This window comes from Streptomyces sp. NPDC002328 (genome assembly GCF_042890065.1).
Classification (GTDB): Bacteria; Actinomycetota; Actinomycetes; order Streptomycetales; family Streptomycetaceae; genus Streptomyces.
In genome coordinates, this window is record NZ_JBIARQ010000007.1 from 301,133 (window position 1) to 327,341 (window position 26,209).

Sequence of the window (26,209 nt, forward strand, 5' to 3'; positions counted from 1 at the left end):
CCGTCGGTCCGAAATCCGCGAGCCCCGCGCCCCTTTCCCTTCCTAGCCTCTGGAGCATGATGCACATCCCTCGTCGTACGGAACTCCTCGCGGCCGGTGCGGCTGCCGTCACCGTGGTGCTGTGGGCCTCGGCGTTCGTCTCGATCCGCAGTGCGGGCGGCGCGTACTCGCCGGGCGCGCTGGCGCTGGGCCGGCTGCTGGCCGGGGTCCTGACGCTGGGGTTGATCTGCCTGGTCCGGCGGGAGGGGTGGCCGCCGAGGGCGTCCTGGCGCGGCATCGCCGTGTCGGGCGTGCTGTGGTTCGGCTGCTACATGGTGGTCCTGAACTGGGGCGAGCGGGAGGTGGACGCGGGGACGGCGGCCCTGGTGGTGAACGTCGGTCCGCTGCTGATCGCGCTGCTCTCGGCCCGGTTCCTCGGGGACGGGCTGCCGCCGCGGCTGCTGGCCGGGATGGCGGTGTCCTTCGCGGGCGCGGCGATCGTGGGGCTGTCCATGTCCAGCGGGGACGGTTCCTCGCTGCTCGGGGTGGTGCTGTGCCTGCTGGCCGCCGTCGGGTACGCGGGCGGGGTGGTGGCGCAGAAGCCCGCGCTGGGCACGGCGAGCGCCCTTCAGGTGACGACGTTCGGGTGCCTGGTGGGGGCGCTGCTGTGTCTGCCGTTCGCCGGGCAGCTGGTCCACGAGGCGGCCCAGGCGCCCGTGTCGGCCACGCTGAACATGGTCTATCTGGGCGTGTTCCCGACCGCGCTCGCCTTCACCACCTGGGCGTACGCCCTGGCCCGGACGACGGCGGGGCGCATGGGCGCCACCACGTACGCCGTCCCGGCGCTGGTGGTGCTGATGTCGTGGCTGGCGCTCGACGAGGTGCCGGGCCCGCTCACGCTGGCGGGCGGGGCGCTGTGCCTGGCGGGGGTGGCGGTGTCGCGGTCGAGGCGACGCCGGCGACCCGTGAGCGACGGGGCCGACGTCCCCTCGAAGACCTCCCACCAGAAGACCTCCGGGGGAGAAAACCTCCAGGCAGGAGGCTCCCGCTAGAAGACCACCAGCGCCCGTCCCCCCTTCCCGGCGAGCATGTTGTCGAAGGCCGCCGGGATGCCCTCCAGGGCGATCCGTTCGGTCACCAGGGCGGACAGGTCCAGCCGGCCGGCGAGGACGTGGGCGGCCAGCACGGGGAGGTCGCGGGCCGGGTCGGAGTCGCCGTAGACGCAGCCGGAGAGGGTGCGGCCCCAGTGGAAGAGCTCCAGGGCGTTGAAGGTGACCTGCTGGTCCTTGCCGCCGATGCCGACGACCGTGGTCCGGCCGCCGCGGCGGGTCGACTCCCAGGCCGTGCGGATGGCGACCGCCCGGCCCACGCACTCCACGGCCACGTCCACGCCCTGCTTCCCGGTGAGGGCGCGGATCTCGCGGGCGGTGTTGTCGGAGGCGACGAGGAAGTCGGTGGCACCGGCGGCGCGGGCGAGGTCCTCCTTCTCCGGGGAGACGTCCACGGCGACGATCGTCGAGGCCCCGGCGATGCGGGCCGCCTGGAGGGTCGCCAGGCCGACTCCGCCGACGCCGAACACGGCGACCGTCTCGCCGGCCCGCACGCGCGCGGAGTGGTGGACCGCGCCGTAGCCGGTGAGGACCGCGCAGCCGAGGAGCGCGGCGTCCGCGAGCGGGACGCCGTCGGGCAACGGCAGGACGCAGGAGGCCCGGACGACCGTCTCCTCGGCGAACGCGGCGACGTTCAGGCCGGGATGGAGGTCCGTGCCGGCGGCGGTGCGCGCGTACACGTCGGCTGAGCCGACCAGGGCGTTGGCGCACAGCCAGACCTCGCCGAGCCCGCAGGCGTGGCAACGGCCGCAGGACGGGGCCCAGTTGAGGACGACGTCGTCACCGGGCGCGACGCTCGCAACCCCTTCGCCGACGGCGACGACCGTGCCCGCGCCCTCGTGGCCGAGGACGGCCGGGACCGGGACGCGCATGGTGCCGTTGGTCAGGGAGAGGTCGGAGTGACACACGCCGGCGGCGGCTAGCCGGACGCGGACCTGTCCGGGCCCGGGATCGGGGAGGTCGATCTCGGTGATCTCCAGGGGCGCGCCCACGGCGGGCAGGACGGCTGCTCGGACCATGTGAGGGCTCCTCAGAACTGGAGGGACTTGGTCTGGAGGTACTCGGAGAGGCCGTGCGCGCCGAGTTCGCGGCCGACGCCCGACTGCTTGTAACCGCCGAAGGGCGCGAGGGGGTTGAAGCGGCCGCCGTTGATGTCGACCTGCCCGGTGTCCATGCGGCGGGCGAAGGCGACGGCCTCCGCCTCGTCGCCGGCCCAGACGGCTCCGGCGAGGCCGTAGACGGTGCCGTTGGCGATGCGCAGGGCGTCGTCCTCGTCCTCGTAGCGCAGGATCGACAGGACCGGGCCGAAGATCTCCTCCTGGGCGACGGTCATGTCGGGGGTGACGTCGGCGAGGACGGTGGGGCTGACGAAGTAGCCGCGCTCGTGCGGGGATTCGGGTCCGCCCGCGACCACCCTGGCCCCTTCGGCGACGCCCTGCTCGATGTAACCCCGCACCCGCTGCCGCTGCTTGGCGTTGACGAGCGGGCCGATGCGGTCGCCGTACTTGGCGGCGGAGGCCGCGGCGAGCTGGACGGCCTCCTCGTACTGGTCGCGGTGGACCAGCATGCGGGTCCAGGCGCTGCACGTCTGGCCGGAGTTGGACATGACGTTGGCGACGCCGACGTTGACCGCGCGGGCGAGGTCGGCGCTCGGGAGGATGACGTTGGCGGACTTGCCGCCGAGTTCGAGGGCGACCTTCTTGATCGCGGCGCCGGCGGTGGCGGCGATGCTGCGGCCGACGGCGGTGGAGCCGGTGAAGGAGACCAGGTCGACGCCCGGGTGCTCGGCGAGGGCCTGCCCGGCGACCGGGCCGAGGCCGGTGACGAGGTTGAAGACGCCGGCCGGGACGCCGGCCTCGTGGACCGCCTCGGCGAAGAGTTGGGCGGTGAGCGGGGTGTCCTCGGCCGGCTTGAGGACGACGGTGCAGCCCGCGGCGAGGGCCGGGGCGACCTTGGCGACGATCTGGTGGAGCGGGTAGTTCCAGGGGGTGATGGCCCCGACCACGCCGATCGGCTCGTGGAAGACGGTGGAGTTGCCGACCTTCTCCTCGAAGGGGTGCGCGGCGGCCAGTTCGGCGTAGGAGCCGGCGACCGCGAGCGGGAGGCCGGCGTGGACGGCCTGGGAGAAGGGCAGCGGGGAGCCGAGTTCGGCGGTGACGGTCTCGGCGATCTCGTCCTTGCGGGCGGCCAGCGCGTCCCGCAGGGCGGCGAGGCGTGCGGCCCGCTCGGCGGGCGCCGTCGCGGCCCAGCCCGGGAGGGCGGCGCGGGCGGCCCGCACGGCGGCGTCAATGTCCTCGGCGGTTCCGGCCGGGACGGTGGCGATCACCCGCTCGTCGGCCGGGTCGACGACCTCGATCACGTCCTGGCCTGCGGCGGGGCGCCAGGCGCCGTCGAGGTAGATGCCGTCGTGTGCCTTCATCGCTCGCGTTCCCTTCGGGCGGTCCTCGTCGTCCGCGCCCTAAACTAGCGTCGATAGTTTTTGGACGCCAGGGGCACCCCGGGTGCGACGCCTCACGGACCCGCCGGCCGCGCGGGGGCGGGGTCAGCGGGTCGCGGCCAGGTGGGCGAAGACGACGACGTTGCTGGTGTAGCCCGTCCTGCGGTCGAAGAGACCGCCGCAGGTGAGCAGCCGCAGTTCGGGGCGCTTGCGAGGACCGTAGACCTCCTTGTCGGGGAAGCGGGCCTTGTCGAAGACCTTGACCCGGTCGACCGTGTACACGGCGGTGCGGCCGTCGGCGCGCCGGGTCTCGACCCGGCTGCCGGCCTTCACGCGGGCGAGGGCGGCGAAGACGGCGGCGCCGGTCCTGGTGTCGCGGTGGCCCACGATGACGGCGGTGCCGCGCTCGCCGGGGCTGGGCCCGCCCTCGTACCAGCCGACGACCTTGGGCTTGTCGAGCGGCGGGGTCTCCAGCTGCCGGTCGCGGCCGAGCCGCAGTCCGAGGACGGGGGCGTCGATCCCGAGGGAGGGCACGCGCAGGGTGGTGGCCCGGGAGCGGGGCAGCGGGCGGGGCGGGGGCGTCGGGGCGGCCGACGCGGACCCGGCCCGGGAACGCGCGTCGCCCCCGGCGGCCGGGTCGGCCGACTGGTGGGGGCCGCCGCACCGGACCCCGGCCGTCACCAGGACGGCCGCGAGGGCGGCCGTCCTGACGAGGCGGTAGACGCGGGTCCGGTACCAGGGCCTGCGTCGGCGCCTACGCGGCACCATGCGAGCGACGGCGGACCAGCCGGAGGTACGCGGCGCCGCTGAGGACCACCAGGCCCACGGCGGCGGCCGCGCTCAGCGGGGTGTACGCCTGCATGGTGTCGACGAGGCCGCCGCCGCCGGCGTGGACGCCGCCCTTGGGGCCCTCGCCCTCACGGCCGCTGTCCGAGATCGGGCTGCCGGGGTCCTGGCCACGGCCGCTGTCCTGACCGCCGCCGTTGCTGTTGCCGTTGCCGTTGGACTGCGGGCCGTTGCCCTGGCCGCCGTTGCCGTTGCCGTTGCCGTTGCCGTTGCCGTTGTTCGACTGGTTGCCGAAGCCCTGGCGGTCGTCGTCGCAGTCGACCCGGAAGACCTTCTCGCGCGGGCCGGTGCCGCCGACGACGGTCCAGGTGAGCCGGTACTGCCCGTCGGCCAGCCCGAGCGTGTCGGTGTGGCCGGCGCCGCCGGCGAGGGTGATGGTGCCGGAGACCGTGGCGGCGGTGGGCAGTGGGGGCTGCGCCTCGATGGTGTACGCGACGCTCGTCACCTCGCCGAAGTTGGCGGCGTCGAGGTAGAACCGGCAGACCACGGGGTCGTCCTTCGACACTCCGAAGGGGACGCGCTCATTGTGGATCCTGATGTCGGCGCCGTCTCCGGGCGCGGCCACGGCGGTGGGGGCTGCGAGCCAGGTGGCCCCGGCGGCGCCGAGCACCGCGAGGGCCGTGACGCCGAGGCGTGCGCCGGCCGCGGTCGGGAGCATCAAGGTGGACATGGATGTTCCTCCGAGTCAGACGATTTTCATACAAATCGCGCTTTCACCTGACTCTCTTTCACACCCACACCTCACCCCCGGCCGACACCCCTCGACACACCGTCACTTTTCCCTCACCTGGCCCAACGGCCCGCCTCGGGCGCCCGGCGCCCACGGGCGGTGGAGCGGGTCCCACGGGTGGTGGAGCGGGTGCGGCCTGTCTGTGGCCGTTCGCGCAGTTCCCCGCGCCCCTGGGTGGGGCCACTCACGCCGATCCCTGGTCCCCCGCGCCGCCCCGCACCGCCCCGCGGCGGGCGCCGTAGGCCCACAGGCGGCAAGGCGGGTGCGGCCCCGTCCGTGGTCGTTCGCGCAGTTCCCCGCGCCCCTGGGTGGGGCCACTCCCGCCGATGCCCAGTCCCCCGCACCGACCCACAATCAGCCGCCCCCGACAGTCCCCTTGTCCGACCCTCGCCCGGCCGACGCCGCCTCGGGGTTCTTCGGTGCCGCCGCAGGTGATCGCAGTGCGACCCCGGATGACAGCACCAACAACCCCCCGAGCATCACGAACGGCGCCCCCACCCCCGCCACCCCGGCGATCAGCCCCGCGGCGGCGGGGGCCGCCACCTGGCCGAGGCGGTTGCCGGTCAGGCGCAGCGCGAGGGCCGTGGAGCGGGCGCCGTCCGGCGCGGCCTGGACGACCGTCGTCATCGACAGCGGCTGGCCGACCCCGAGGCAGAAGCCGAGCAGCGCGAGCGTCACGCCGAGCGCCCACACCGGCGCCGGCAGCGCGATCCCCGCGCACAGCAGCGCCGCCAGCAGGCAGGTCACCGTCAGCAGCGCCGTCCGCCCGAGCAGCCGCAGCAGCGGGGTGAGCACCAGGCGGCAGGCGATGGAGGCCGCCGCGCGCAGACTGAGCAGCAGGCCGATCACGGACGGCGCGATGCCCCGCTGCTCGCCCACCACCGGCAGATACGCGGTGAGGATGTCGGTCGCCGACAGCACCGACAGGCTGACGAGGATACCCCCGGGCACGCCCCGCGCGCGCAGGATCCGGCCGACCGGCACCCGGTCCCCTTTCGCGGTACGGGACTTGCCCGTCGAGTCGCGCCGCTCGATGCGCCACAGCGAGGTGAACGCGACGGCCGCGCCCGCGCCCGCGACGAGCAGCGCGAGCGCGCTGCTGCCGGCCATGTCGTGGCCGCCGATCAACCCGCCCGCCGCGACCGGTCCGACCAACTGGCCGAGGGAGGCCCCGATGGTGAAGTGACCGAAGTTGCGGTCCTGTTCGTGCGGCGCGGACTGGCGGGCGACGAGGGACTGCGAGCCGATGACGAAGCAGAGGTGTCCGAGGCCCATCACCCCGCTCCACAGGGCCATCGTCCACAGCGAGCCGGCGACGCCGCTCAGCGCGCAGCCGCCGGATATCAGGACCACCCCGACCGGCAGCAGCGGCGCGCACCGGCCGTGGTCGGTACGGCGTCCCAGCGGGACCGCGAAGAACAGCGGGAGCAGCGCGTACACGCCGGCGATGACGCCGACCGCCCGCTCGTCCGCGCCCAGCGCGAGGGCCCGGTAGGAGACGGCGGGCCGGGCCATCGACACCGCCCCCTGCGCGAAGCCGAAGGCGATGACGAGGCGGAGCAGCCAGCCGCGGTTCCCACCGGGCCCCATGGTTTTCCTCCGTGCGATCAGATGATTCCGAACAGCATTCCGGCGGCGAGGATCACCAGGCAGGTCAGCGCCGCCCACTTCACCACGAACCGCGTGTGGTCGCCGAACTCGACCTTGGCCATGCCGACCAGGACGTAGACGGCCGGGACCAGCGGGCTGGACATGTGCAGGGGCTGGCCGACGAGCGAGGCGCGGGCCATCTCCAGCGGCGAGACGCCGTGCGCCGCGCCCGCCTCGGCGAGCACCGGCAGGACGCCGAAGTAGAAGCCGTCGTTGGACATGAAGTAGGTGAGCGGGAGGCTCAGCAGACCGGTGACGAGGGCCATGTGCGGGCCCATCGCCTCGGGGATGACGTCCACCATCCACTTGGCCATGTGGTCGACCATGCCGGTGCCCTGGAGGACGCCGGTGAAGACGGCGGCGGCGAAGACCATGCCGGAGACGTTCAGGACGTTGTCGGCGTGGGCGGCGAGCCGGGCCTTCTGGTCGGGGATGTGCGGGAAGTTGACCGTCAGGGCGAGCGCCGCGCCGAGCAGGAAGAGGACCGGGATCGGCAGGTACTCCATGATCATGGCGGTCAGCAGCGCGACCGTGAGCAGCGCGTTGAACCAGTACAGCTTGGGACGCAGGGTGGGCCGCTCGGGGTCGAGGACCGCGAAGGTCTCCTCGGGCTCGTCGTCGGCGTCCGCGTCCGTGCCGGAGCCCGAACCGCCCGTGCTCACCGGCGACTTGGCGTCGCCGGAGGCGCCCGTGCCGCCCGTGCCGGCCGCGGCGGAGCCCGCGCCGACGAGGACCGTCTCGGTCTCCTTCCGCTCGGCCTTCGCCGCGGCCTCGTCCTTGACGAAGCCGGGTCCCTCCTCGACCAGGACGTCGTCCAGGGTCAGCACGCCGAGCCGCTTGCGCTCGCGGCGGCCGAGGACGTACGAGAGGGCGATGACGAAGAGCAGGCCCACGGCGAGCGCCGGGATCATCGGCACGAAGATGTCGCTGGCGTCGAGCTTCAGCGCGGTGGCGGCGCGGGCCGTCGGACCGCCCCAGGGCAGCGTGTTCATCACGCCGTTGGCCATCGCGGCGACACCGGTCATCACGACCAGGCTCATCTTCAGGCGCTTGTACAGCGGGTACATCGCCGAGACGGTGATCATGAAGGTGGTGGAGCCGTCGCCGTCGAGGGAGACGATCGCGGCGAGGAGCGCCGTGCCGACGACCACGCGGAGCGGGTCGGCCTTGCAGAACTTCAGGATGGCCCGCACGATCGGGTCGAAGAGGCCGACGTCGATCATCACACCGAAGTAGACGATCGCGAACATGAGCATCGCCGCGGTGGGGGCGAGGCTGGTGACGCCGTCGATGACGTAGTCGCCGAGCTTGGCGCCCTTACCGACGAAGACGCAGAAGAGTGCCGGGATCAGCACGAGCGCCGCGATCGGCGACATCTTCTTCATCATGATCAGGACCAGAAAGGTCGCGATCATGGCGAAGCCGAGGATGGTCAGCATGAGTGGATACCTAACGTTCGCCCTTGAACATCCCACCTGGGGGTCGGCGGTGCGTCGACGTTAGGACCGTTCAAACGGTGTTAACAAGACGTTGACGTGCGAGCAATAAGCGCAAAAGTCCTGGTCACAGCTTTGCTCAGGTCAGCGGCATGACTTTTTCGGGCTGCGGGGCCGCCCCGGCGGCCGTCGTCGCCGTCGCGGGCGCGGCGAGCGCGGACACCTCGACGGGGACGCCGTTGAGGACCGCGTTGCCGGACAGCGGGTCGAGCAGGCTGCCGTCGAGGAGCTGGTTGACGTTGACGCCGGGGTCGGCGGAGGCGTGGCTGAGGCGGGTGCCGGGACGGTCGTGTCCCCAGCCGTGCGGGAGGCTGACGACGCCCCTGCGGACGCCGTCGGTGACCTCGGCCGGGGCGGTCACCTCTCCCCCGGCGCCCTTCAGGCGCACCGGGGCGCCGTCGCGGACGCCGAGCCGTTCGGCGTCGTCGGGGTGGATGTGCAGGGTGCAGCGGTTGGTGCCGCCGGTGAGGGCGGGGACGTTGTGCATCCAGCTGTTGTTGGACCGCAGATGGCGGCGTCCGACGAGGAGGAGCCCGTCGGGGCGTTCCGCCAGCGCGGCCCGCAGCCGGGGCAGATCGCCGGCGATCGGCGCGGGCAGCAGCTCGATCCGTCCGCTCGCGGTCCTCAGCGGCTGCGGCAGGCGGGAGCGGAGCGGTCCGAGGTCGATGCCGTGCGGGTGCTCCAGCAGCCGGGCCAGGCTCAGTCCGTCGGGCCGGGCGCCGAAGCCGTCGCCGTAGGGGCCGAGGCGCAGCATCATGTCGAGCCGGCGTTCGGGGCCGGTGTCGCCGGTGAGCTCGGCCGCGAGGTCCCGCGGGTCGCGTCCGTGCACGGGCGAGTGCGGTTCCTTCACCGCCTTGCCGAGGGTCTGGCCGATCACCAGGTCGTCGACGGCGGACGGGTCGGCGCCGTGCATGCCGGTCGCGGCGAGGGTGAGCCGGGCGAGGATCTCGCTCTCGGCCATCCGGCCGGGCTCCAGCGGGACCGCGGGGCGGGTGTAGCGGACCTGGTTGCGGACGGCGAGGGTGTTGAAGGCGAAGTCGTGGTGCGGGCTCTGCGAGGGCGGGGGCGGCGGCAGGACGACATGGGCGTGGCGGGAGGTCTCGTTGAGGTAGGGGTCGACGCTGACCATGAAGTCGAGGGAGTCGAGCGCCTTGGCGAGGCGGTCGCCGTCGGGCGCGGACAGCACCGGGTTGGCGGCCACGGCGATCAGCGCGCGGACCGGCTCGCCCTCCTCGGTGGCGGTGTCGATCTCCTCGGCCAGCGCGGAGAGCGGCAGTTCGCCCTTGGCCTCGGGGTGCCGGCTCACCCGTGAGTGCCAGCGGCCGAGGGTGAATCCGCGGCCGGGGCCGGCGGGGCGGGGCGTCCGGTCGGTGGCGGCCTGCGGGAAGAGGGCGCCGCCCGGCCGGTCGAGGTTGCCGGTGAGGATGTTGAGGACGTCGACGAGCCAGCTGGCGAGGGTGCCGTGCGGAACGGTGCAGCTGCCGATGCGGGCGTAGACGGCGGCGGTGGGGGCGACGGCGAGTTCGCGGGCGAGGGCGCGGATCTCGGCGGCGTCCACATCGCAGGCCTCGGACGCGGCTTCGGGGGTGAAGTCCTGTACGGCGTCGCGGAGTTCGGCCATTCCTTCGACATGGGGGGTCAATTCCCCCAGATCGACCAGGCTTTCTTCGAAGAGGGTGTGGGCCATCGCCGCGAGCAGCAGGGCGTCGGTGCCGGGCCGGATCGCGATGTGCCGGTCGGCGAGCCTGGCGGTGCGGGTGCGGCGCGGGTCGATCACGGTGAGGGTGCCACCGCGGGCCTTGAGGGCCTTGAGCTTGCCGGGGAAGTCGGGCGCGGTGCACAAACTCCCGTTGGACTCCAGCGGGTTGGCCCCGATCAGCAGCAGGTGGTCGGTGCGGTCGAGGTCCGGCACGGGGATGGCGTTGGCGTCGCCGAACAGCAGCCCGCTGGAGACGTGCTTGGGCATCTGGTCGACCGTGGACGCGGTGAACAGGCTGCGGGTGCCGAGCCCGGCGAGGAGCACCGGCGGGTAGAGCGCGCCGGCCACGGTGTGCACGTTGGGGTTGCCGAGGACGACGCCGACGGCGTGCGGTCCGTGCCGGTCGGCGACCTGCCGGATCCCGGCGGCGACGGCGTCGAAGGCCTCCTCCCAGGTGGCCTCGCGCAGTTCGCCGTCCCGGCGCACGAGGGGGGTGCGCAGCCGGTCGGGGTCGCCGTCGACCTGCGCGAAGGAGGCGCCCTTCGGGCAGATGAACCCCTTGCTGAAGACGTCGTCACGGTCGCCGCGGGCGCCGGTGACCCGGGTCTCGTCGAGGGTGAGCGTCAGCCCGCAGGTGGCCTCGCACAACGGACAGATTCGCAGGGCGGTGCGGGACACGGGTCCTCCCGGGGGCAGCGGTGCCTCTTCCGTTGCGAGCATACCGACCGGTACGGACGCTGGGGAGGCCTTGCGCGCCTCGGTCCGGCGCACGCCTCGGTCCAGCGCCCGCGCGCCTCAGTCCAGCGCCCGCGCCAGATACGCCCGCAGCAGCTCCCTGGCCTCCTCGATGATCCTCGCGTCTCCGTCCGGAGCCATCCGGAAGGCCAGGTGGACGAGGGTGTCCGCGGTCTCGACGGCGATCAGGAAGGTGCGGCGCAGCTCGTCGTCGGGCTCGCGGCCGAGGTAGTCGGAGAGCAGCTCGGTGAGGCGGTCGGCGACGCGGTGGTTGGGCTCGGCGCGGGTGCCGACCGGGATCTGGTTGCCGAAGTCGACGAGGGAGAAGCCGGGGGCGGTGCGCTTCATCGCCAGGTACTCGTCCAGCACGGCGTCCATCGCGGCCCGCCAGTCCCCGCGTTGGGCGCCCTTCAGGCGCTCGGTGACACGTTCGGCGTAACGCTCCAGGTTGCGCTGGGCGAGGGCGTCGGCCATCTGCCGCTTGTTGCCGAAGAAGCGGTAGACGGAGCCGATGGGGACGCCGGCGCGCTGGGCGACGGCACGGGTGCTCAGGGCGTCGTAGCCGACCTCGTCGAGGAGGTCGGCGCAGGCGTCGAGGATTCTGGTCAGACGTTCGGCACTGCGCCGCTGCACGGGCGCACGGCGTAGCGATGTCGCATGGGGCACGGGCTTCATGATGCCTTTCCGCCGCGGTCCGGTGAACCTCGCCCCCGGGTACGGAGAAAGGTGGCCGGTGCACTCAACGCGTCGCGCCCTTCGGTTCCGCCGATGACGCCGTGATGGCCGCGGTGCTCTCGACGGGTTCGCCGTCGACCGCCCACACGGTGCCGTCGTCGGCGTAGAGGCGGGCGGTGACCTGGTGGGTGCCGTGCGGGAGGTAGCCGGCCGGGATGCGGTGGGAGGTCCGGCGCAGCTCGGCGACCGGGCGGTCGTCCACGAAGAGCCGGGCGGTGCCGTGGCCCGGCGTCGCGCGTTTCCCGGCGCCCACGGGCGAGAACCGGAAGTCGGTCACCGTCAGCCGGACGTCCCAGCTGCCGTCGGCGTCGGGCTCCACCTCGACCCTGACCCGGGGCGCACCCTTCTCGTCCACCTCACGGTAGTGGCGTCCGTCGGCGTCGGTGTCCTCGAGGACCCTGCCCACGGGTGAGGCCGTGCCCCCGCCCTCCGCCGCACCGCTGGTGCCGCAACCCGCGGATCCGGCCAGCAGGACACCGACCGCGAGTGCGGCGATCGTTCCGCGCTTCCACGACATGCCGGGGAGCGTAGAACACGGGTACGACAGCGGGGATCCCCCTGGAGTCTGGTTCCGGCGGCCGGTGATCGTCCTTGCGATGGAGGACCGGGGAGTGAGCGGCCGGGGACGACCTCTTGCGCGCGGGAAAACGCAATCCTACGGTGTCGCATAGGAATCGGCGGCGCAAGGGAGCACGCATGAGCAGCGGGGACGCACGCAAGACGGCCGAAGGGCTGACCTACCTGTCGGGCTTCGGCAACGAGCACGCCTCGGAGGCCGTCCCGGGCGCCCTGCCCGAGGGCCGCAACTCGCCGCAGCGCGCCCCCCTCGGCCTGTACGCGGAGCAGCTCAGCGGCACGGCGTTCACCGAGCCGCGCGCCCACAACCGCCGCTCGTGGCTCTACCGGATCCGCCCCTCGGCCGCGCACCCGGCGTTCACGCGCGTGGAGGGCGGCGCCCTGCGCACGGCCCCCTTCGCCGAGACGGTCCCCGACCCGAACCGGCTGCGCTGGGACCCGCTGCCCGCGCCCGCGCCGGGCACCGACTTCCTGGCGGGCCTGTGGACCCTCGGCGGCAACGGCGACGCCGCCCAGCGCGCCGGCATGGCCGTGCACCTGTACCACGCCGACGCCTCGATGGACCGCGTCTTCGGCAACGCCGACGGCGAGCTGCTGATCGTCCCGGAGCAGGGCGGTCTGCTGCTGCGGACGGAGTTCGGCCTGCTGCACGTCGAGCCCGGCGAGACGGCGCTGATCCCGCGCGGCGTCCGCTTCCGCGTCGAGCTGCTGGACGCCGCGCCCGAGGGCGGGCCGGACCGCCCGACCGCCCGCGGTTACGTCTGCGAGAACTACGGCGCGCCCTTCCGTCTCCCCGACCTCGGCCCGATCGGCGCCAACGGCCTGGCGAACCCCCGTGACTTCCGCGCGCCGGTCGCCGCGTACGAGGACGTGGAGGGCCCGGTGGAGGTGGTGAACAAGTACTGCGGCCGACTGTGGAGCGCGACCTACGACCACTCCCCGCTCGACGTCGTCGCCTGGCACGGCAACCTCGTCCCCTACGTCTACGACCTGCGCCGCTTCAACGTCATCGGGACGGTCTCCTACGACCACCCGGACCCGTCGATCTTCACGGTGCTGACGTCCCCGTCGGACACCCCGGGCCTGGCCGGGGTGGACTTCGTCGTCTTCGCGCCGCGCTGGCTGGTGGGCGAGGACACCTTCCGGCCGCCGTACTTCCACCGGAACGTGATGAGCGAGTACATGGGCCTGATCGAGGGCGCGTACGACGCGAAGACGGCCGGGAAGGGGGGCTTCGTGCCGGGCGGCGGCTCGCTGCACAACATGATGTCGGCGCACGGCCCGGACCGGGAGACGTTCGACCGGGCGAGCGCCGCCGAGCTGGGGCCGCAGCGGATCGACGACGGTCTCGCGTTCATGTTCGAGACGCGCTGGCCGATCGCCCTCACCCCGGGCGCGGCCGGGGCGGACCATCTGCAACAGGGCTACGACGACGTGTGGTCGGGCCTCGAACGGCACTTCCGCCCGTTGCACTGACCGTTCCCCGACCGGTACGGATAGCCCCGTGACCTCCTTCGCCCCGGACTCGATCGTCCTCAACCGCAAACTGCCGCTCTGGTATCAGGTGTCGCAGTCGCTGCGCGCCTCGATACTGGGCCGCTCGCCCCAGGAGCCGCTGCGGCTGCCCACCGAGGAGCAGTTGGCGGGGCACTACGGGGTGAGCGTGCTGACCATGCGGCAGGCGCTGAAGGAACTGGAGGACGAGGGGCTGATCACCCGGCACCGGCGGCGCGGCACCTTCATCGAGCCCGGCGTGCGGCGGGGCGCGCCGGTGCGGCTGCTGGGCTCGGTCGACGCGATCGTGGCCCAGCAGTCCGGCATGGCGACGGAGCTGCTGGACCACGGCACGACGGCGACCCCGGCCGAACTCGCCGAGCACTTCCCGGACATGACGGAGGTGGCGGCCTATCACCGGCTGCGCTGCGACGAGAAGACGGGCGAGCCGACCAACCACGCCCGCAACTACGTCCGTCCGGAGCTCGCCGCGCGGATCGACCCGGCCGATCTGGTCCGCTGGCCGATGACGAAGGTGCTGCGGGACGTGGTGGGCGCGGACATCGGCAGCATCACGGACACGGTGGAGGCGCGGCTCGCCGACCCGGAGACGGCCCGGCTGCTGCGGGTGCCGCTGCTGAGCCCGATCCTGCACTACACGGGCGTCACCTGCGACCCCGACGGCCGCCCTCTGGACGTGGCCGTCATCCACTACCGGGGCGACCGCTTCTCCTTCACGGTGACGCTGGACGCCACCTGACCTACGGAGCGCGAGGCCGTCGTACGATGCCCAGCGTGACGCACGACGACGCTCCGCCGCTGGCGGACCTCATGCCGTGGTCCGTCGCACCGCCGCGGCTCGGCCGGGCGTGGCCGGCGGCGCCCGACCCGGCTTCCCTGAAGGCCCGTTGGGACGCCCTGACGAAGGCCGAGGGCCCGGACCGCGAGGCCCTGTTCGAGCCGACACGCGCCCGCACCCTGCTCACGGCGGTCGGACAGCTGCCCGGACACCCCGCCGGCACGGTGCGGCTGTGCCACGCTTCGGGGCCCTGTCCCGAACCGGTGCGCGTGCTCGCCGCCCCCTTCGACGAGCAGTGGCTGATCCCGGACCACCGGCTGATCGACGCGGCCCGCCCGGAGCTGTGGCGGGTGGCGGACGAGCGTCAGGTCTTCGTGGTGGAGACCCCCTACTCCCCTTTCCTGCTGGCGACTTCGCTGTTCCCGTCGCTGCGCGCGGGCCGTGTCCGACCCCTGTACCGCCGTCCCGGCGGCGAGGAGCCCAACCTGGCCCCGGGGCTGCTGGCCCACCTCGGCCACTCCGCCGACCCGCTGGATTTCCTGGCCTGGACGCTGGCCGCCGTACGGCCCGACCTCACCGTCCCGCTCACCCGGGACCCCGGGCTGTGGGCCCGGGGCGTCGAACTGGGCCGTCGTCTGCTGTGGCTGCTGCGCCGCGACGGCGCGCGCCCCAAGCTCCCCGGCGGTCGCCGCCCGTACGTGCGCGCCCCGCTGCCCGCCGTCCCGCTCGCTGTGCGCTACGACCGCGACGAGGAGGCCCTGCACCTCGACGAGGGCCGGATCGCGCCGGTCCCGCCGGAGGCGTGGGACTTCGAGACGGGCGGCGTCCGGGTCCTGGAGCAGTGGTTCACCGCGCGAACGACCGAGCCGGCCCCGGGCACACTCGGCTCGATCCGCCCGACGGCCTGGCCCCAGGCCTGGACTTCGGAACTCCTGGAACTGATCACGGTGTTGGCGCTGTTGGCGGAACTGCGCCCGCAGCAGGACGAGCTGGAACCGACGGACCGGATCACGACGGCGGACCTGCGCGAGGCGGGCGTGCTCCCGCCGCCGGGCTGGACGCGCGGGCCGGCCTCGGTCCTGGACCATCAGGAGGAAGGCCCGGAAGGCCAGTTCACGTTGCTCTGAGCTCCTCCTCAGGGACGGGGCGCGAACGCGTCGAGCACCCTCACCAACGCCGACTCGAACACCGCCTCCATGTCGATCGGCCCCGGATCCTCCGCGAACGCCGCCGCCATCCGCGGATACGCCCCGCTGGCCACCTGACCCCCCAGGTAGGCGATCCGCACCGCGTTCTCCTCCTCCTCGGACCAGGGCAGGGAGCGCGTCCGTTCCGCGCCGGCCAGCTCGGTGGAGACGTACATCGTCACCACCCCGTTGACCATCCCCACCAGCTGCATCTTCATCCCGTAGCTCAGGTCCAGCGGATCCAGACAGGCCAGACAGTGCTCCAGATAGCGCAGCGCGTTGGGGCTGAACCCGTACACCGGTGACATCAGCCGCGGCAGCCAGGGATGCCGGTGCATCAGCGCCCGCGTCTGACGCCCCGCCCGCAGCATGTCGCCGCGCCAGTCCCCGCTCGGCTCCCACAGCTCATGCTCCCCGCTGACCGCGTCCACCATCAGCTCGTGCAGGTCCTCCTTGCGGGGCACGTAGTTGTACAGCGACATCGTGCCGCAGCCCAGCTCCGCGGCGACGTGCCGCATCGACACCGCGTCCAGCCCCCGCGCGTCGGCGATCCGCACCGCCGCCGTCGCGATGTCCGCCCGCGTATACGCCGGCTTCGGACCCCGGCCCGTCCGCTCGGGACGGGCCCAGATCACTTCGGGTACGGCCGCTCGGCCAGCCATCGATCATCACCTCGGCCACCATCCTAGTTACGTACAGCGTACGTAGTGCGCTATGGTCGACACATGACTTCTACGTACGCTGTACTCAGTGAAGGTCTGGAGAAGCGCTTCGGCGAGGTGCGCGCCCTCGACGGCCTCGACCTCGCCGTCCCCCGGGGCACCGTCTGCGGCCTGCTCGGCCCGAACGGAGCGGGCAAGACGACGGCCGTACGGCTGTTGACGACGCTGCTGCGGCCCGACGCGGGGTCGGCCCGGATCGCCGGACACGACCTCGTCCGAGAAGCGGCCGCCGTCCGCGGGGCCATCAGCGTGACCGGGCAGTACGCGTCGGTCGACGGCGACCTCACCGGCCGCCAGAACCTGCGCCTGTTCGCCCGGCTGCACAGGATGCGCGACCCCGGCGGGAGGAGCGCGGAGCTGCTGGACCGTTTCGGACTCACCGAGGCGGCCGACCGGCCGGCGTCCACCTACTCGGGCGGTATGCGGCGCCGCCTCGACCTCGCGGCGAGCCTGATCCGCCGGCCCGAGGTGCTCTTCCTCGACGAGCCCACGACGGGTCTCGACCCGGCGAGCCGCGGCGGCATCCGGGACGCCGTCCGCGAACTGAGACAGGACGGCACGACGGTCCTGCTGACCACCCAGTATCTGGAGGAGGCCGACCAACTCGCGGACGACATCGCCCTGATGGACCGGGGGCGGGTCGCGCACACCGGTTCGCCCAGCGAACTGAAGGCGCTCATCGGCTCCTACGCCGAGGCGGTCGTCGCGGACCCGGACGCCCTCGTGAAGGCGGCGGACGTCCTGGACCGGCTGACCGGCGCCGAGGCGGCGTTCGACCACGAGCGCGGAGCCGTCGGAGCGGTCACCCGGGACTCCACGCTCACCCTCCCCCGCCTGGTGCGCGAACTCGACGCGGCGGGCGTGCCGTTGCTGGACGCGACCCTGCGCCCGCCGACCCTCGACGAGGTGTTCCTGCGCCTCACCGCCGACCGGGAGGTCGCCGCAGCCGACCAGGAGGTCGCCGCATGAGCACCCTCGTCTTCGACGGCACGGCGATGCTGGGCCGCCAGCTGCTGCGCGTCAGGAACAACCCGGCGCTGGTGATCCTCACCCAGACGATGCCGATCACCATGCTGCTGTTCTTCGGCTACGTCTTCGGCAGCGCCCTCGCGATGCCCGGCGCCGAGTACCGGTCGTTCCTCGTGCCGGGCCTGCTGGTCGCGACCGCCGCCAACGGGATCATGACCGGCATGTTCCAGGCGGCGCAGGACGTCCACCGCGGGGTGACGGACCGGCTGCGCACCCTGCCGGTGAGCCGGGCGGCCGTGCCGCTCGGGCAGGCGGTCGCCGACACCCTCGTCACGGCGGCCGGGACGGTGCCGTTCCTGCTGGTGGGTCTCGCGGTGGGCTGGCGCGTCGAGGGTCCGGCGACGGCGGCCGCGGGCGCCGTGGCCCTGTTGCTGCTGTTCCGGTTCACCTGCACCTGGATCGGGATCTTCCTCGGGCTGCTGACCAGGAGCGAGGAGGCGGCCGGCCAGTTGGGCAGCGCGACCTTCATGCTGCCGCTGCTGTCCAACGCCTACATCCCCACGGACGACCTGCCGGGCTGGCTGCGCACGCTCGCCGAGTGGAACCCGCTCAGCGCGATGGCGACGGCCCTGCGGGACCTCTTCGGCAACGCGCCCGTCCCCGACGGCGCCGCCTGGCCGGTCGCACATCCGGTCGCCGGGTCACTGGCCTGGTGCGCCGTACTGCTCGCGGTGTTCGCGCCGCTCGCCGTGCGCCGGTACGCGCGGCCATGACAGAACGGGGCGGCGCAGGTCATGATCCATCCCATGGACCTACTCCCGCCGCCCCTGGAGGGCGTCACCGTCGTCGCCGTCGAGCAGGCCGTCGCCGCGCCGTTCGCCACCCGGCAGCTCGCCGATCTCGGGGCGCGGGTGATCAAGGTGGAGCGGGTCGACGGCGGGGACTTCGCGCGGGGCTACGACACCGCCGCCCGCGGCCTCGCCTCGCACTTCGTGTGGTGCAACCGCGGCAAGGAGTCGGTCGCGCTGGACCTGAAGGACCCGCGCGGGCTGGACGTCGTACGGCGGCTGATCGCCGGCGCGGACGTGTTCGTGCAGAACCTCGCGCAGGGGGCGGCGGCCCGGCTCGGCCTGGACGCGGCGGCCCTGTGCGCGGAGCATCCGCGGCTGGTCGCCGTCGACATCTCGGGCTACGGCGCGAGCGGCCCGTACGCGGACAAGCGGGCGTACGACATGCTCGTGCAGTGCGAGGCGGGGCTGGTGTCGGTGACGGGGACGCCCGAGCAGCCGGTGAAGGCGGGCATCCCGGCCGCCGACATCGCGGCGGGCATGTACGCCTTCTCCGGGGTGCTGGCGGCGCTGGTGCGGCGGGGCGTCACCGGGCGCGGCGGTCCGGTGGAGGTGTCGATGCTGGAGGCGCTGGCCGAGTGGATGGGGCACCCCCTGCATCACACGATGCACGGCGGCGACGCCCCGGCGCGCACGGGCCTCGCGCACGCCGTGATCGCGCCCTACGACGCGTACCCGACGGCGGACGGCGGGCGGGTGCTGCTGTCGGTGCAGAACGACCGGGAGTGGCGGCGGCTCGCCGAACACGTCATCGGGCGGCCGGAGCTGGGTTCGGATCCGGCGTACGCGACGAACGCGGCGCGGGTCGCCCACCGGGAGCGCACGGACGCGCTGGTGGCCACGGCGCTGGGCGCGCTGGACGCGGACGAGGCGCTGGCCCGGCTGGAGGGCGCGGGCATCGCCTGCGCCAGGCTGCGGGACCTGCGCGAACTGGCGGAGCATCCGCAGCTGGCGGCCCGTGAGCGGTGGCGGGCGGTGGACTCGCCGGCCGGGCCGCTGCGGGCGCTGCTTCCTCCGATCACACTGCCGGGCGGGGCGGAGGCGCGGATGGGGGCCGTGCCCGCGCTCGGGGAGCACACCGGGGCGGTGCTGCGTGCCGTGGGGATGACGGACGAGGAGATCGCAGCGCTGCGCCGGGACGGTGTGGCCGCCTGAGCGCGGGGCTCAGTGCTTGTTGCCGCCGAAGAGCGAACGGCGCAGCCGCCGCAGCGGCGCGAAGAGCGAGACACGGCTGACGCGGGCGCCCCTGGGGCTGCGTCGGGCGGGCTCACGCGCGGTCAGTTCCCGCATGAGCGAGGTCGCCTCGACCGTCTCGCGCTGCGGTATCGCGGGACCCGACAGCACCGAGAGGTGGCGGTCGAGCCGCGAGCTGGTCGCGCTGCTCCCGCAGGTGATGGCAGGGACCCTCGCCCTGCTGCGCATCGTTATCTGTTCCATGTCACTCCCCACCCGTACGAGTCCACCCGGCCCGGGCAGGTTAACCCTATCGCCCCGGCGGGGCACACGTGTATCGCGGTCCCAGGATTCACCTTCCCCGTAAGGGGGTTGACGATGCCTCTTCCGTCACTCTCCGAATCCGACCGATTTCAGGGTGAGTTGGACAACCGGCTGCGTAGTGGGCTGCGCCGACCCGCCGTCGGGCTCGACGGTCACTGCGAGTGACGCCGAGGACTGATCGAGACCGGTGGCGACCAAGGGCGTGTCGCCCTGGAAGAGGCCGAGGGAGCGTGGTTGCGCGTCGGGGCGCATGACCCACAGCTGGTGCACCTGTCCGGTCGGCAGGCCGCCGTATCCGCTCAGCGTGACGATCGCCTCGCCCGCCGATGCGGAGGCGATCACTCCGATACTGCGGCCCTGAGCGTCCTTGCCGGTGCTCGCCCGGGCGTCGGGAGCTGCGAGAACGTGGGCGATCTCACGTGCCTGGGCCCGCTCGGCGGTCAGCTGGTCCTGGGTGCGGTTCGCCTGCACGGCGAAGAACGCGGCGACCACGACGGCGGCGGCCGCCGCCACCGTGGCGAACGACGCGAACAGGGGGCGGCGCGCACGGGGCGCACGGGTGCGCGCGGGCAGCGGCTGCGTGCCCCAGACGTGCGGCGGCAGTTGGGTGGCGCGCTGCTCCCGCGCGAACGCCGGCGCGGGATCCTGCGGGGTGGACCGTACGGCGGCCAGCACCCGGTCGCGCATCGCGAGCGGTGCCGGGGCGGCCGTCGACCAGGCGAGCCGCACGGCGTCCTCGGCCAGCTCGCGCACCTCGGCGGTGCAGCGGTCGCAGGTCCTCAAGTGCTTCTCGAAGCGGCGGCGCTCGTCGGGTTCGAGCGCGTCCAGGGCGTAGGGGGCGGCCAGCGAGTGCAGGTCCTCGCGGCGGAAGAGGCCGGACAGTCCGCTCATGCGGCGCCTCCCAAACAGTCGCGCAGCCGCGTGAGTCCGTCGCGCATACGGGTCTTGACGGTGCCGAGCGGCAGCGAGAGCCGTTCGGCGACCTCTCGGTAGGTGTAGCCGTCGTAGTAGGCGAGGGTGACGGACTGGCGCTGAAGTGCCGTCAGCCGGTCCAGGCAGCGACGCACCCACTCACGTTCGAGGCCCGCCTCCACCTCCTCGGTCACCTGGTCGAAGGCGGGATGGTGGGAGCGCTGCGCCTCGCGCTGCTCGCGTTCGCCGGCCGCGCGCACGCTGCGCACCCGGTCGACGGCGCGCCGGTGGGCCAGGGTGAGGATCCACGACAGGGCGCTGCCGCGCCCGGGGTCGAACCGCGCGGCGGAGCGCCAGAGTTCGAGCAGCACCTCCTGCGACACCTCCTCCGACTGCGCCGGATCCCGCACCACCCGTCGCACCAGACCGAACACCGGTCCCGACACCAGTGTGTAGAGCTGTTCGAATGCCATCTGGTCGCCTCGCGCGACGAGCAGCAACAGCTCGTCCGCCTCCATCCGGTCCCCCTCCCCACGGCCGCACCCGGACCGTCCTGTCTTACCAGGCATTCGCAACGCACACACCTCCGGAGGAGGTACGGACGAGATGGCCGAAAACGCGGGTGAGCAGCAAAGAAAAAGTTTTTTGGATCTGACCAATCCGATCCGGCCCTCCGCTCCGTATCTCTGTCCGTCAGGCAAGTTGGGACAGAGGACGGACGGCATGACAGCTATCTCCAGGAGCGGGTCCGGGCGCAAGGGCGTCGCGACCCTCATATGCGGTGCACTGGCCGCCGGCGCGCTCACGGCCGCCGGCGTGGCCACGCTGGCGCCCGGGGAGGCCGCCGCCTCCAGCCACCGGGAGGCCCCGCTCATCTCGGGCACCCCGCAGTTCGACAACACCGACGTGTACGCGTTCGTCAGCCCGGACCACCCGGACACGACGACGATCGTCGCCAACTGGACCCCGTTCGAGGAACCGGCCGGCGGTCCGAACTTCTTCCCCTTCGCCGAGGACGCGCAGTACGACCTCCGCATCGACAACGACGGCGATGCGCGCGAGGACCTGCTGTTCCGGTACACGTTCAAGACGCATGTGAAGAACAAGAAGACGTTCCTCTACAACACCGGTGCGGTCGAGAGCCTGGACGACCCCGACCTGAACGTCCTCCAGACGTACGACCTGGAGCTGTTCAAGCTGAAGAAGGGCAAGGTCCAGCACAAGACGAAGCTCGCGGACGACGTGCCGGTGGCGCCGTCGAACGTCGGCAAGGCGTCGATGCCGAACTACGCCAAGCTGCGCGAGCAGGCGATCTACAAGCTCTCCAACGGCGCGAAGACCTTCGCCGGCCAGGCCGACGACCCGTTCTTCCTGGACCTGCGCGTCTTCGACCTGCTGTACGGCGGGAACCTCTCCGAGGTCGGCAACGACACGCTCAAGGGCTACAACGTCAACTCGATCGCCCTCCAGGTGCCGAACGACCTGATCGCCCAGTCGCACGACCAGCCGATCGTCGGCATCTGGTCGACCACGCAGCGCGAGAACGCGAAGGGCGACTACAAGCAGGTCTCCCGCCTCGGCATGCCGCTGGTCAACGAGGTCGTCAACCCCATGAAGGACAAGGACAAGTTCAACGCGTCCGACCCGAAGGACGACGCCCAGTTCCTGAAGAACGTCACCAACCCCGAGCTGCCGAAGCTCATCGAGGCGATCTACCAGATCAAGGCGCCCGCCGAGCCGCGCAACGACCTCGTGGACGTGTTCCTGAAGGGTGTCAAGGGCCTCAACCAGCCTCCGTACGTGACGCCTTCGGAGCAGCTGCGGCTGAACACCTCGATCAAGCCGGCCGCCAGCCCCAAGCGGCTGGGCGTGCTGGACGGCGACAACGCGGGCTTCCCGAACGGGCGTCGGCTCACCGACGACGTGATCGACGCCGCGCTCCAGGTCGTCGAGGGCGAGCTGCTCGGTGCCAAGAACGACCTCGGTGACGCGGTCGACAAGAACGACAAGGAATTCGAGAAGGCCTTCCCGTACGTCGCGCTGCCGACCGAGGGTTCGCGCGGTCCCGTCGCCAAGGGCGCCGGCAACGAGGTCCGCAACCAGCTCGGCGACTCGCTCCAGTCGTCCGGCTGGGCCGGCGGCGACACCGGTCTGATCGCCCTGTCCGCCGGTGCGGGCGCGGCGGGGATCCTGCTCATCGGCGGCGGCCTGATGTGGTGGCGCCGGACGCGGGGACGCGCCTACTAGGCCTGCCCCCCTCGTGACCGGGCCGGGGAGAATCCTGCGCTCCCCGGCCCCAACCCCCCACCGACTGGCGCGGCCCGCGTACTCATCCCCCACGGCGCGGGCCGCGCCACCAGCAGGCTGAACCACCCCAGGCGACCGAGGAGAGGGCATGTCCCCGCGTACGAACGACGGCGAACCGGAGCGCGAACGACCGCCTGCCGGCCAGAACCCCGAGGCCGCCTCCGCGACTTCGCGGGAGACGAGTGCTCCGCCGGCCGACGAGACGTCGGAGACCGCCACCGAGGCCGCCGCGGACCCCGCCGCCGAGATCGCCTCGGACGGCGAGCCCGGCGCCGAGTCCTCCGCGGGCGGTGAGCCCGGTGCCGAGGCGCCGGTGGCGGAGGGGGACGGTGTCGACGTGCGCGTCGCCGCGGTGCGGCGGGTCGCCGCCGCCGGGCGGCGGTGGCGGTCCGTGCAACTCGGAGCGTGTGCCGCCATGCTGGCCGTGGCGATGACCGCCGGGGCCATCGCGTTCGGGGCCGCTCGGGACGGCGGGAGCGTGCCCGTCGCCGCTGCCGCCGCCGTCTCGCCGGGGCTGCTCGCCGACGGGGACCTCGACGCGGGCATCACCTCGCTCCAGGCCCATCTGCGCACCCAGCCCAAGGACTTCGGCGGCTGGGCCACCCTCGGTCTCGCCTATGTGGAGCAGGCCCGCACCAAGGGCGACCCCTCCCGCTACCCGCAGGCCGAGCAGGCCCTGAAGCGCTCCCTGGAGCTGCGGGCCGACAACGACCAGGCCCTCGCCGGGCGCGCCGCCCTCGCCGCCGCCCGCCATGACTTCCCCGGCGCGCTGAAGTACGCCGACCAGGCCCTGGAGCAGAACCCCTACAGCGAACGCGCCCTGTGCTCCCGTGTCGACGCGCTCGTCGAGCTCGGCCGGTACGCCGACGCGGAGAAGGCCGCCGTCACCGCCGACGAACGCCGCCCGGGCGTACCGGTGTTCACCCGCTACGCCTACGTCCACGAGCTGCGCGGCGACGTCGCCACCGCCCGCCGGGTCCTGGAGCGCGCCCTCGCGGCGTCGTCCTCGCCCGGCGACATCGCCTACGTCGCCACCCAGCTCGGCCAACTCGTCTGGAACCAGGGCGACTACACCGGGGCGCTCACCTACTACGCCCGCGCCCTCGCCGCCGACGAGAACTACCTCCCGGCGCTGGAGGGCCGCGCCCGCGCCCAGGCGGCGAACGGGCGGCCCGGAGAGGCGATCACGGGCCTCGAGCACGTCGTCGCCCGCTTCCCGCTGCCCGGCCCGCTCGTCGAACTGGGCGAGCTGTACGAGGCCCGGGGCGAGCAGGGCGACGCGGCCAAGGCCGAGGACCAGTACACCCTGGTCGACGCCTGGACCGCCCTCGCCCGCGCCAACGGCGTCAACGCCGACCTGGACACCGCGCTCGCCGCCGCCGACCACGGCGACAAGGCGGCGGCGCTGCGCGCGGCCCGCGCCGAGTGGGACCGCCGCCGCACCGTGCACACCGCGGACGCCCTCGCCTGGGCGCTGCACGTCAACGGCAAGGACGCGGAGGCCCTCCCCTACGCCCGGCAGGCCACGGCGACCGGCTACCGCAACGCGACCTTCCTGTACCACCGGGGCGTGATCGAACGCGCCACGGGCCACGCCGAGGACGCCCGCACCCATCTCTCGGCGGCACTGAAGCTGAACCCCGGCTTCTCCTCCGAGGGCGCCCGCGAGGCGCGTTCGGCACTCAAGACGCTGGAGGCGGACAAGTGAGGACCCGTCGTCTGTTCGCCTCCTGCGCGGCCGTCCTGACGGCCGGGTGCGCGCTCGTGCTGTTCCCTTCCAGCAGCGCGAGCGCGCACCCCCTGGGCAACTTCACCGTCAACCGCTACGACGGTCTGGTCGTCGCCCCCGGTCAGCTCCGCGTCGACCACGTCGAGGACCTCGCCGAGATCCCGGCGACCCAGGCGAAGCCTGACGTCGAACGGCTCGGCATGACCGAGTGGGCCCGGCAGCGCTGTGCGACCGCCGCCGCCGACAGCGCCCTCACCGTCGACGGCCGCCCGGTCCCCCTCACCGCCGGCGCCGCCAAGGCCGTCGTACGGCCGGGGCAGGCCGGGCTGGACACCCTGCGCGTGGAGTGCCGGCTGACCGCCCCGCTGCCCGAGGACACGACGGTCTCCCTCTCCTTCCACGGCGCGGGTGCCTCCGCCGGTCCGGGCTGGCGCGAGATCACCGCGCGCGGCGACCGGATGACGCTCACCGGCTCCGATGTGCCGACCGAGTCGATGTCGAAGGAACTCACCGACTACCCGCAGGAGTTGCTCTCCTCCCCCGCCGACACCGCGACCGCGTCCCTGCGGGTGCGGCCCGGCGGCGCGGCCCTCGAAGCGGAGGAGCGTGACGCGCCCGGCGCGTCCGTCCTGCCGCGCGGCGTCGACCGCTGGACGCGGGCCCTGGACAGCCTGGTCGCCCGGCAGGACCTCACCGTCGGCTTCGCCGCGCTCGCCCTGCTGCTCTCGGTCGTCCTCGGCGCGATGCACGCGGTGGCCCCGGGGCACGGCAAGACCATCATGGCCGCGACCGCCGCCGCGCGGGGCGGCAAGGCCCGGATGAAGGACGTCCTGCCCCTGGCCGCGTCGGTCACGGTCACCCACACCCTGGGCGTGGTCGCCCTCGGCCTCCTCGTCACCGCCGGCTCGGCCGCGGCCCCGTCGGTGATCGCCTGGCTGGGCGTGGCGAGCGGCGCGCTCGTCCTGTTCGCGGGCGCCACCCTCGCCCGCCGCGCCTGGCACCACCGCCGCCACGACCTCGGCCACGCACACGCCCAGGGTCACGCGCACACGCACGACCACGAGCACGATCACGACCAGGAGCACCAGCACGACCACGGGCACAGCCACGCGCACGACCACGGCCACTCACACGGCCACACCCACGAGCACGCCGAGGCGTCGGCCCGTCAGCTCGCCCTGGTCGGCTCCACCGCGGGTACGACGACCGCCGGACACAGCGACCACGACCACGGGAACGGCCACACCCACGAGCACCACGACCACGGCCACGAAGGTCACCGCCACGACCACCTGCACGGACACGACCGCGGTCACACCCGCCACGGCATGCACACCCACACCCACGGCGGCTTCACCCACTCGCACCCCGTCGCCCCCACCCTGCGCGGCACGATCCTCCTCGGCTTCGCCGGGGGACTCGTCCCCAGCCCGTCCGCCGTCGTCGTGCTCGTCGGCGCGGCGGCCCTCGGGCACGCCTGGTTCGGGCTGCTGCTCGTCGTCGCGTACGGCGTCGGCCTCGCGCTGACCCTCACCGCCGCCGGGTTCGCCGTCGTCAAGATGGGCACGGGCGCGGCCCGGTTCCTGGACCGCAGCCCGCGCTGGATGGCGCACCCCGCCGCCGTGCTGGTCCGCCGGAACATGCCGCTGTGGTCGGCGCTGGTCGTCGTCGCCCTAGGGGTGGGACTGGTCCTCAAGGGGGCCGCATCCGTCCTCGTCTGAGCTACGTTTGTGGAGGTGTTCGCGGTGATGCG

Annotated in this window: 23 protein-coding genes; 10 read left to right on the forward strand and 13 right to left on the reverse strand. The window is 73.2% G+C overall.

Annotation, left to right across the window (positions count from 1 at the left end; all coding sequences use genetic code 11):
• Positions 1–56 precede the first annotated feature (56 nt).
• A complete protein-coding gene (locus ACFYX4_RS20715; protein ID WP_389334948.1) occupies positions 57–1,031 on the forward strand; it encodes a DMT family transporter in 975 nt (324 codons plus the stop codon).
• On the opposite strand, the gene ACFYX4_RS20720 is transcribed toward ACFYX4_RS20715, so the two are convergent.
• From ACFYX4_RS20720 to ACFYX4_RS20760, 9 genes are all read right to left on the reverse strand, one after another.
• Positions 1,028–2,107 (reverse strand): Zn-dependent alcohol dehydrogenase, encoded by a 1,080-nt coding sequence (locus ACFYX4_RS20720; RefSeq protein ID WP_389334951.1) that lies wholly within the window; start codon positions 2,105–2,107, stop codon positions 1,028–1,030. The genes ACFYX4_RS20715 and ACFYX4_RS20720 overlap by 4 nt on opposite strands.
• 11 nt (positions 2,108–2,118) lie before the next feature.
• Positions 2,119–3,507: an aldehyde dehydrogenase family protein gene (locus ACFYX4_RS20725; protein ID WP_389334955.1), complete on the reverse strand. Its 1,389-nt coding sequence runs from the start codon at positions 3,505–3,507 to the stop codon at positions 2,119–2,121.
• A 123-nt stretch (positions 3,508–3,630) separates the two neighbouring features.
• On the reverse strand, positions 3,631–4,293 hold the full coding sequence (locus ACFYX4_RS20730) for a class F sortase (RefSeq protein WP_389334958.1): 663 nt from the start codon (positions 4,291–4,293) through the stop codon (positions 3,631–3,633).
• The gene (locus tag ACFYX4_RS20735; protein ID WP_389334961.1) at positions 4,280–5,041 is read right to left on the reverse strand and encodes a hypothetical protein; all 762 of its coding nucleotides are present in this window, start codon (positions 5,039–5,041) and stop codon (positions 4,280–4,282) included. Before ACFYX4_RS20735 ends, ACFYX4_RS20730 begins: the two co-directional genes overlap by 14 nt.
• A 414-nt stretch (positions 5,042–5,455) precedes the next feature.
• Positions 5,456–6,691, reverse strand: a complete 1,236-nt coding sequence (locus ACFYX4_RS20740; protein ID WP_389334964.1) for an MFS transporter — start codon at positions 6,689–6,691, stop codon at positions 5,456–5,458.
• Positions 6,692–6,708: 17 nt separating this feature from the next.
• The gene (locus tag ACFYX4_RS20745) at positions 6,709–8,190 is read right to left on the reverse strand and encodes a CitMHS family transporter (RefSeq protein ID WP_389334967.1); all 1,482 of its coding nucleotides are present in this window, start codon (positions 8,188–8,190) and stop codon (positions 6,709–6,711) included.
• Positions 8,191–8,326: 136 nt separating this feature from the next.
• Positions 8,327–10,624 (reverse strand): molybdopterin oxidoreductase family protein, encoded by a 2,298-nt coding sequence (locus ACFYX4_RS20750; RefSeq protein ID WP_389334970.1) that lies wholly within the window; start codon positions 10,622–10,624, stop codon positions 8,327–8,329.
• 117 nt (positions 10,625–10,741) lie between these two features.
• Positions 10,742–11,356: a TetR family transcriptional regulator gene (locus tag ACFYX4_RS20755; RefSeq protein ID WP_389334973.1), complete on the reverse strand. Its 615-nt coding sequence runs from the start codon at positions 11,354–11,356 to the stop codon at positions 10,742–10,744.
• Positions 11,357–11,420: 64 nt separating this feature from the next.
• Positions 11,421–11,933: a hypothetical protein gene (locus tag ACFYX4_RS20760; RefSeq protein WP_389334976.1), complete on the reverse strand. Its 513-nt coding sequence runs from the start codon at positions 11,931–11,933 to the stop codon at positions 11,421–11,423.
• Positions 11,934–12,112: 179 nt separating this feature from the next.
• On the opposite strand from ACFYX4_RS20760, the gene hmgA reads away from it, so the two are divergent.
• The 3 genes from hmgA to ACFYX4_RS20775 are packed head-to-tail and all read left to right on the forward strand — an operon-like array spanning position 12,113 to position 15,412.
• Positions 12,113–13,468 (forward strand): homogentisate 1,2-dioxygenase, encoded by a 1,356-nt coding sequence (hmgA, locus tag ACFYX4_RS20765; RefSeq protein WP_389334979.1) that lies wholly within the window; start codon positions 12,113–12,115, stop codon positions 13,466–13,468.
• Positions 13,469–13,496: 28 nt separating this feature from the next.
• Positions 13,497–14,246, forward strand: coding sequence for a GntR family transcriptional regulator (locus ACFYX4_RS20770; protein ID WP_389334982.1), 750 nt, complete (start codon positions 13,497–13,499; stop codon positions 14,244–14,246).
• A 26-nt stretch (positions 14,247–14,272) separates the two neighbouring features.
• Positions 14,273–15,412 (forward strand): type ISP restriction/modification enzyme, encoded by a 1,140-nt coding sequence (locus ACFYX4_RS20775; RefSeq protein WP_389334985.1) that lies wholly within the window; start codon positions 14,273–14,275, stop codon positions 15,410–15,412.
• A gap of 8 nt (positions 15,413–15,420) precedes the next feature.
• Here ACFYX4_RS20775 and ACFYX4_RS20780 read toward each other — a convergent pair whose 3' ends face one another.
• Entirely contained in the window at positions 15,421–16,134 is a 714-nt protein-coding gene (locus tag ACFYX4_RS20780; protein WP_389334989.1) for a TetR/AcrR family transcriptional regulator, read from the reverse strand.
• A 63-nt stretch (positions 16,135–16,197) separates the two neighbouring features.
• Here ACFYX4_RS20780 and ACFYX4_RS20785 point away from each other — a divergent pair, with 63 nt between their 5' ends.
• The 3 genes from ACFYX4_RS20785 to ACFYX4_RS20795 are packed head-to-tail and all read left to right on the forward strand — an operon-like array spanning position 16,198 to position 19,166.
• Complete coding sequence (locus tag ACFYX4_RS20785; RefSeq protein WP_389334992.1) at positions 16,198–17,163, forward strand: ATP-binding cassette domain-containing protein; 966 nt, start codon at positions 16,198–16,200, stop codon at positions 17,161–17,163.
• The gene (locus ACFYX4_RS20790; RefSeq protein WP_389334995.1) at positions 17,160–17,936 is read left to right on the forward strand and encodes an ABC transporter permease; all 777 of its coding nucleotides are present in this window, start codon (positions 17,160–17,162) and stop codon (positions 17,934–17,936) included. The genes ACFYX4_RS20785 and ACFYX4_RS20790 overlap by 4 nt, the downstream gene beginning before the upstream one ends.
• A gap of 33 nt (positions 17,937–17,969) precedes the next feature.
• Positions 17,970–19,166, forward strand: a complete 1,197-nt coding sequence (locus ACFYX4_RS20795; RefSeq protein WP_389334998.1) for a CaiB/BaiF CoA transferase family protein — start codon at positions 17,970–17,972, stop codon at positions 19,164–19,166.
• A 9-nt stretch (positions 19,167–19,175) separates the two neighbouring features.
• On the opposite strand, the gene ACFYX4_RS20800 is transcribed toward ACFYX4_RS20795, so the two are convergent.
• The 3 genes from ACFYX4_RS20800 to ACFYX4_RS20810 form a co-directional block, all read right to left on the reverse strand.
• Positions 19,176–19,448 carry a hypothetical protein gene (locus ACFYX4_RS20800; RefSeq protein WP_389335001.1) on the reverse strand — a complete coding sequence of 91 codons (273 nt, stop codon included), beginning with the start codon at positions 19,446–19,448 and terminating at the stop codon, positions 19,176–19,178.
• Positions 19,449–19,574: 126 nt separating this feature from the next.
• Positions 19,575–20,399 carry an anti-sigma factor domain-containing protein gene (locus ACFYX4_RS20805; RefSeq protein ID WP_389335004.1) on the reverse strand — a complete coding sequence of 275 codons (825 nt, stop codon included), beginning with the start codon at positions 20,397–20,399 and terminating at the stop codon, positions 19,575–19,577.
• The gene (locus ACFYX4_RS20810) at positions 20,396–20,938 is read right to left on the reverse strand and encodes a sigma-70 family RNA polymerase sigma factor (protein WP_389335007.1); all 543 of its coding nucleotides are present in this window, start codon (positions 20,936–20,938) and stop codon (positions 20,396–20,398) included. Before ACFYX4_RS20810 ends, ACFYX4_RS20805 begins: the two co-directional genes overlap by 4 nt.
• A 205-nt stretch (positions 20,939–21,143) precedes the next feature.
• On the opposite strand from ACFYX4_RS20810, the gene ACFYX4_RS20815 reads away from it, so the two are divergent.
• The 3 genes from ACFYX4_RS20815 (at position 21,144) to ACFYX4_RS20825 (ending at position 26,177) form a co-directional block, all read left to right on the forward strand.
• Positions 21,144–22,667, forward strand: coding sequence for a DUF4331 domain-containing protein (locus tag ACFYX4_RS20815; protein WP_389335010.1), 1,524 nt, complete (start codon positions 21,144–21,146; stop codon positions 22,665–22,667).
• A gap of 148 nt (positions 22,668–22,815) precedes the next feature.
• Positions 22,816–24,435 carry a tetratricopeptide repeat protein gene (locus tag ACFYX4_RS20820; RefSeq protein ID WP_389335013.1) on the forward strand — a complete coding sequence of 540 codons (1,620 nt, stop codon included), beginning with the start codon at positions 22,816–22,818 and terminating at the stop codon, positions 24,433–24,435.
• Positions 24,432–26,177: a nickel transporter gene (locus tag ACFYX4_RS20825; RefSeq protein ID WP_389335017.1), complete on the forward strand. Its 1,746-nt coding sequence runs from the start codon at positions 24,432–24,434 to the stop codon at positions 26,175–26,177. The genes ACFYX4_RS20820 and ACFYX4_RS20825 overlap by 4 nt, the downstream gene beginning before the upstream one ends.
• Positions 26,178–26,209 lie beyond the last annotated feature (32 nt).

What these genes read in the sequence shown, in the direction of transcription:
- ACFYX4_RS20725 (WP_389334955.1), bottom strand. Translation starts at nt 3,507, where the DNA reads ATGAAGGCACACGACGGCATCTACCTCGACGGCGCCTGGCGCCCCGCC.
- ACFYX4_RS20720 (WP_389334951.1), bottom strand. Translation starts at nt 2,107, where the DNA reads ATGGTCCGAGCAGCCGTCCTGCCCGCCGTGGGCGCGCCCCTGGAGATC.
- ACFYX4_RS20795 (WP_389334998.1), top strand. Translation starts at nt 17,970, where the DNA reads ATGGACCTACTCCCGCCGCCCCTGGAGGGCGTCACCGTCGTCGCCGTC.
- hmgA (WP_389334979.1), top strand. Translation starts at nt 12,113, where the DNA reads ATGAGCAGCGGGGACGCACGCAAGACGGCCGAAGGGCTGACCTACCTG.
- ACFYX4_RS20755 (WP_389334973.1), bottom strand. Translation starts at nt 11,356, where the DNA reads ATGAAGCCCGTGCCCCATGCGACATCGCTACGCCGTGCGCCCGTGCAG.
- ACFYX4_RS20760 (WP_389334976.1), bottom strand. Translation starts at nt 11,933, where the DNA reads ATGTCGTGGAAGCGCGGAACGATCGCCGCACTCGCGGTCGGTGTCCTG.
- ACFYX4_RS20800 (WP_389335001.1), bottom strand. Translation starts at nt 19,448, where the DNA reads ATGGAACAGATAACGATGCGCAGCAGGGCGAGGGTCCCTGCCATCACC.
- ACFYX4_RS20790 (WP_389334995.1), top strand. Translation starts at nt 17,160, where the DNA reads ATGAGCACCCTCGTCTTCGACGGCACGGCGATGCTGGGCCGCCAGCTG.
- ACFYX4_RS20780 (WP_389334989.1), bottom strand. Translation starts at nt 16,134, where the DNA reads ATGGCTGGCCGAGCGGCCGTACCCGAAGTGATCTGGGCCCGTCCCGAG.
- ACFYX4_RS20805 (WP_389335004.1), bottom strand. Translation starts at nt 20,399, where the DNA reads ATGAGCGGACTGTCCGGCCTCTTCCGCCGCGAGGACCTGCACTCGCTG.
- ACFYX4_RS20785 (WP_389334992.1), top strand. Translation starts at nt 16,198, where the DNA reads ATGACTTCTACGTACGCTGTACTCAGTGAAGGTCTGGAGAAGCGCTTC.
- ACFYX4_RS20775 (WP_389334985.1), top strand. Translation starts at nt 14,273, where the DNA reads ATGCCCAGCGTGACGCACGACGACGCTCCGCCGCTGGCGGACCTCATG.
- ACFYX4_RS20815 (WP_389335010.1), top strand. Translation starts at nt 21,144, where the DNA reads ATGACAGCTATCTCCAGGAGCGGGTCCGGGCGCAAGGGCGTCGCGACC.
- ACFYX4_RS20735 (WP_389334961.1), bottom strand. Translation starts at nt 5,041, where the DNA reads ATGTCCACCTTGATGCTCCCGACCGCGGCCGGCGCACGCCTCGGCGTC.
- ACFYX4_RS20730 (WP_389334958.1), bottom strand. Translation starts at nt 4,293, where the DNA reads ATGGTGCCGCGTAGGCGCCGACGCAGGCCCTGGTACCGGACCCGCGTC.
- ACFYX4_RS20740 (WP_389334964.1), bottom strand. Translation starts at nt 6,691, where the DNA reads ATGGGGCCCGGTGGGAACCGCGGCTGGCTGCTCCGCCTCGTCATCGCC.
- ACFYX4_RS20810 (WP_389335007.1), bottom strand. Translation starts at nt 20,938, where the DNA reads ATGGAGGCGGACGAGCTGTTGCTGCTCGTCGCGCGAGGCGACCAGATG.
- ACFYX4_RS20745 (WP_389334967.1), bottom strand. Translation starts at nt 8,190, where the DNA reads ATGCTGACCATCCTCGGCTTCGCCATGATCGCGACCTTTCTGGTCCTG.
- ACFYX4_RS20715 (WP_389334948.1), top strand. Translation starts at nt 57, where the DNA reads ATGATGCACATCCCTCGTCGTACGGAACTCCTCGCGGCCGGTGCGGCT.
- ACFYX4_RS20820 (WP_389335013.1), top strand. Translation starts at nt 22,816, where the DNA reads ATGTCCCCGCGTACGAACGACGGCGAACCGGAGCGCGAACGACCGCCT.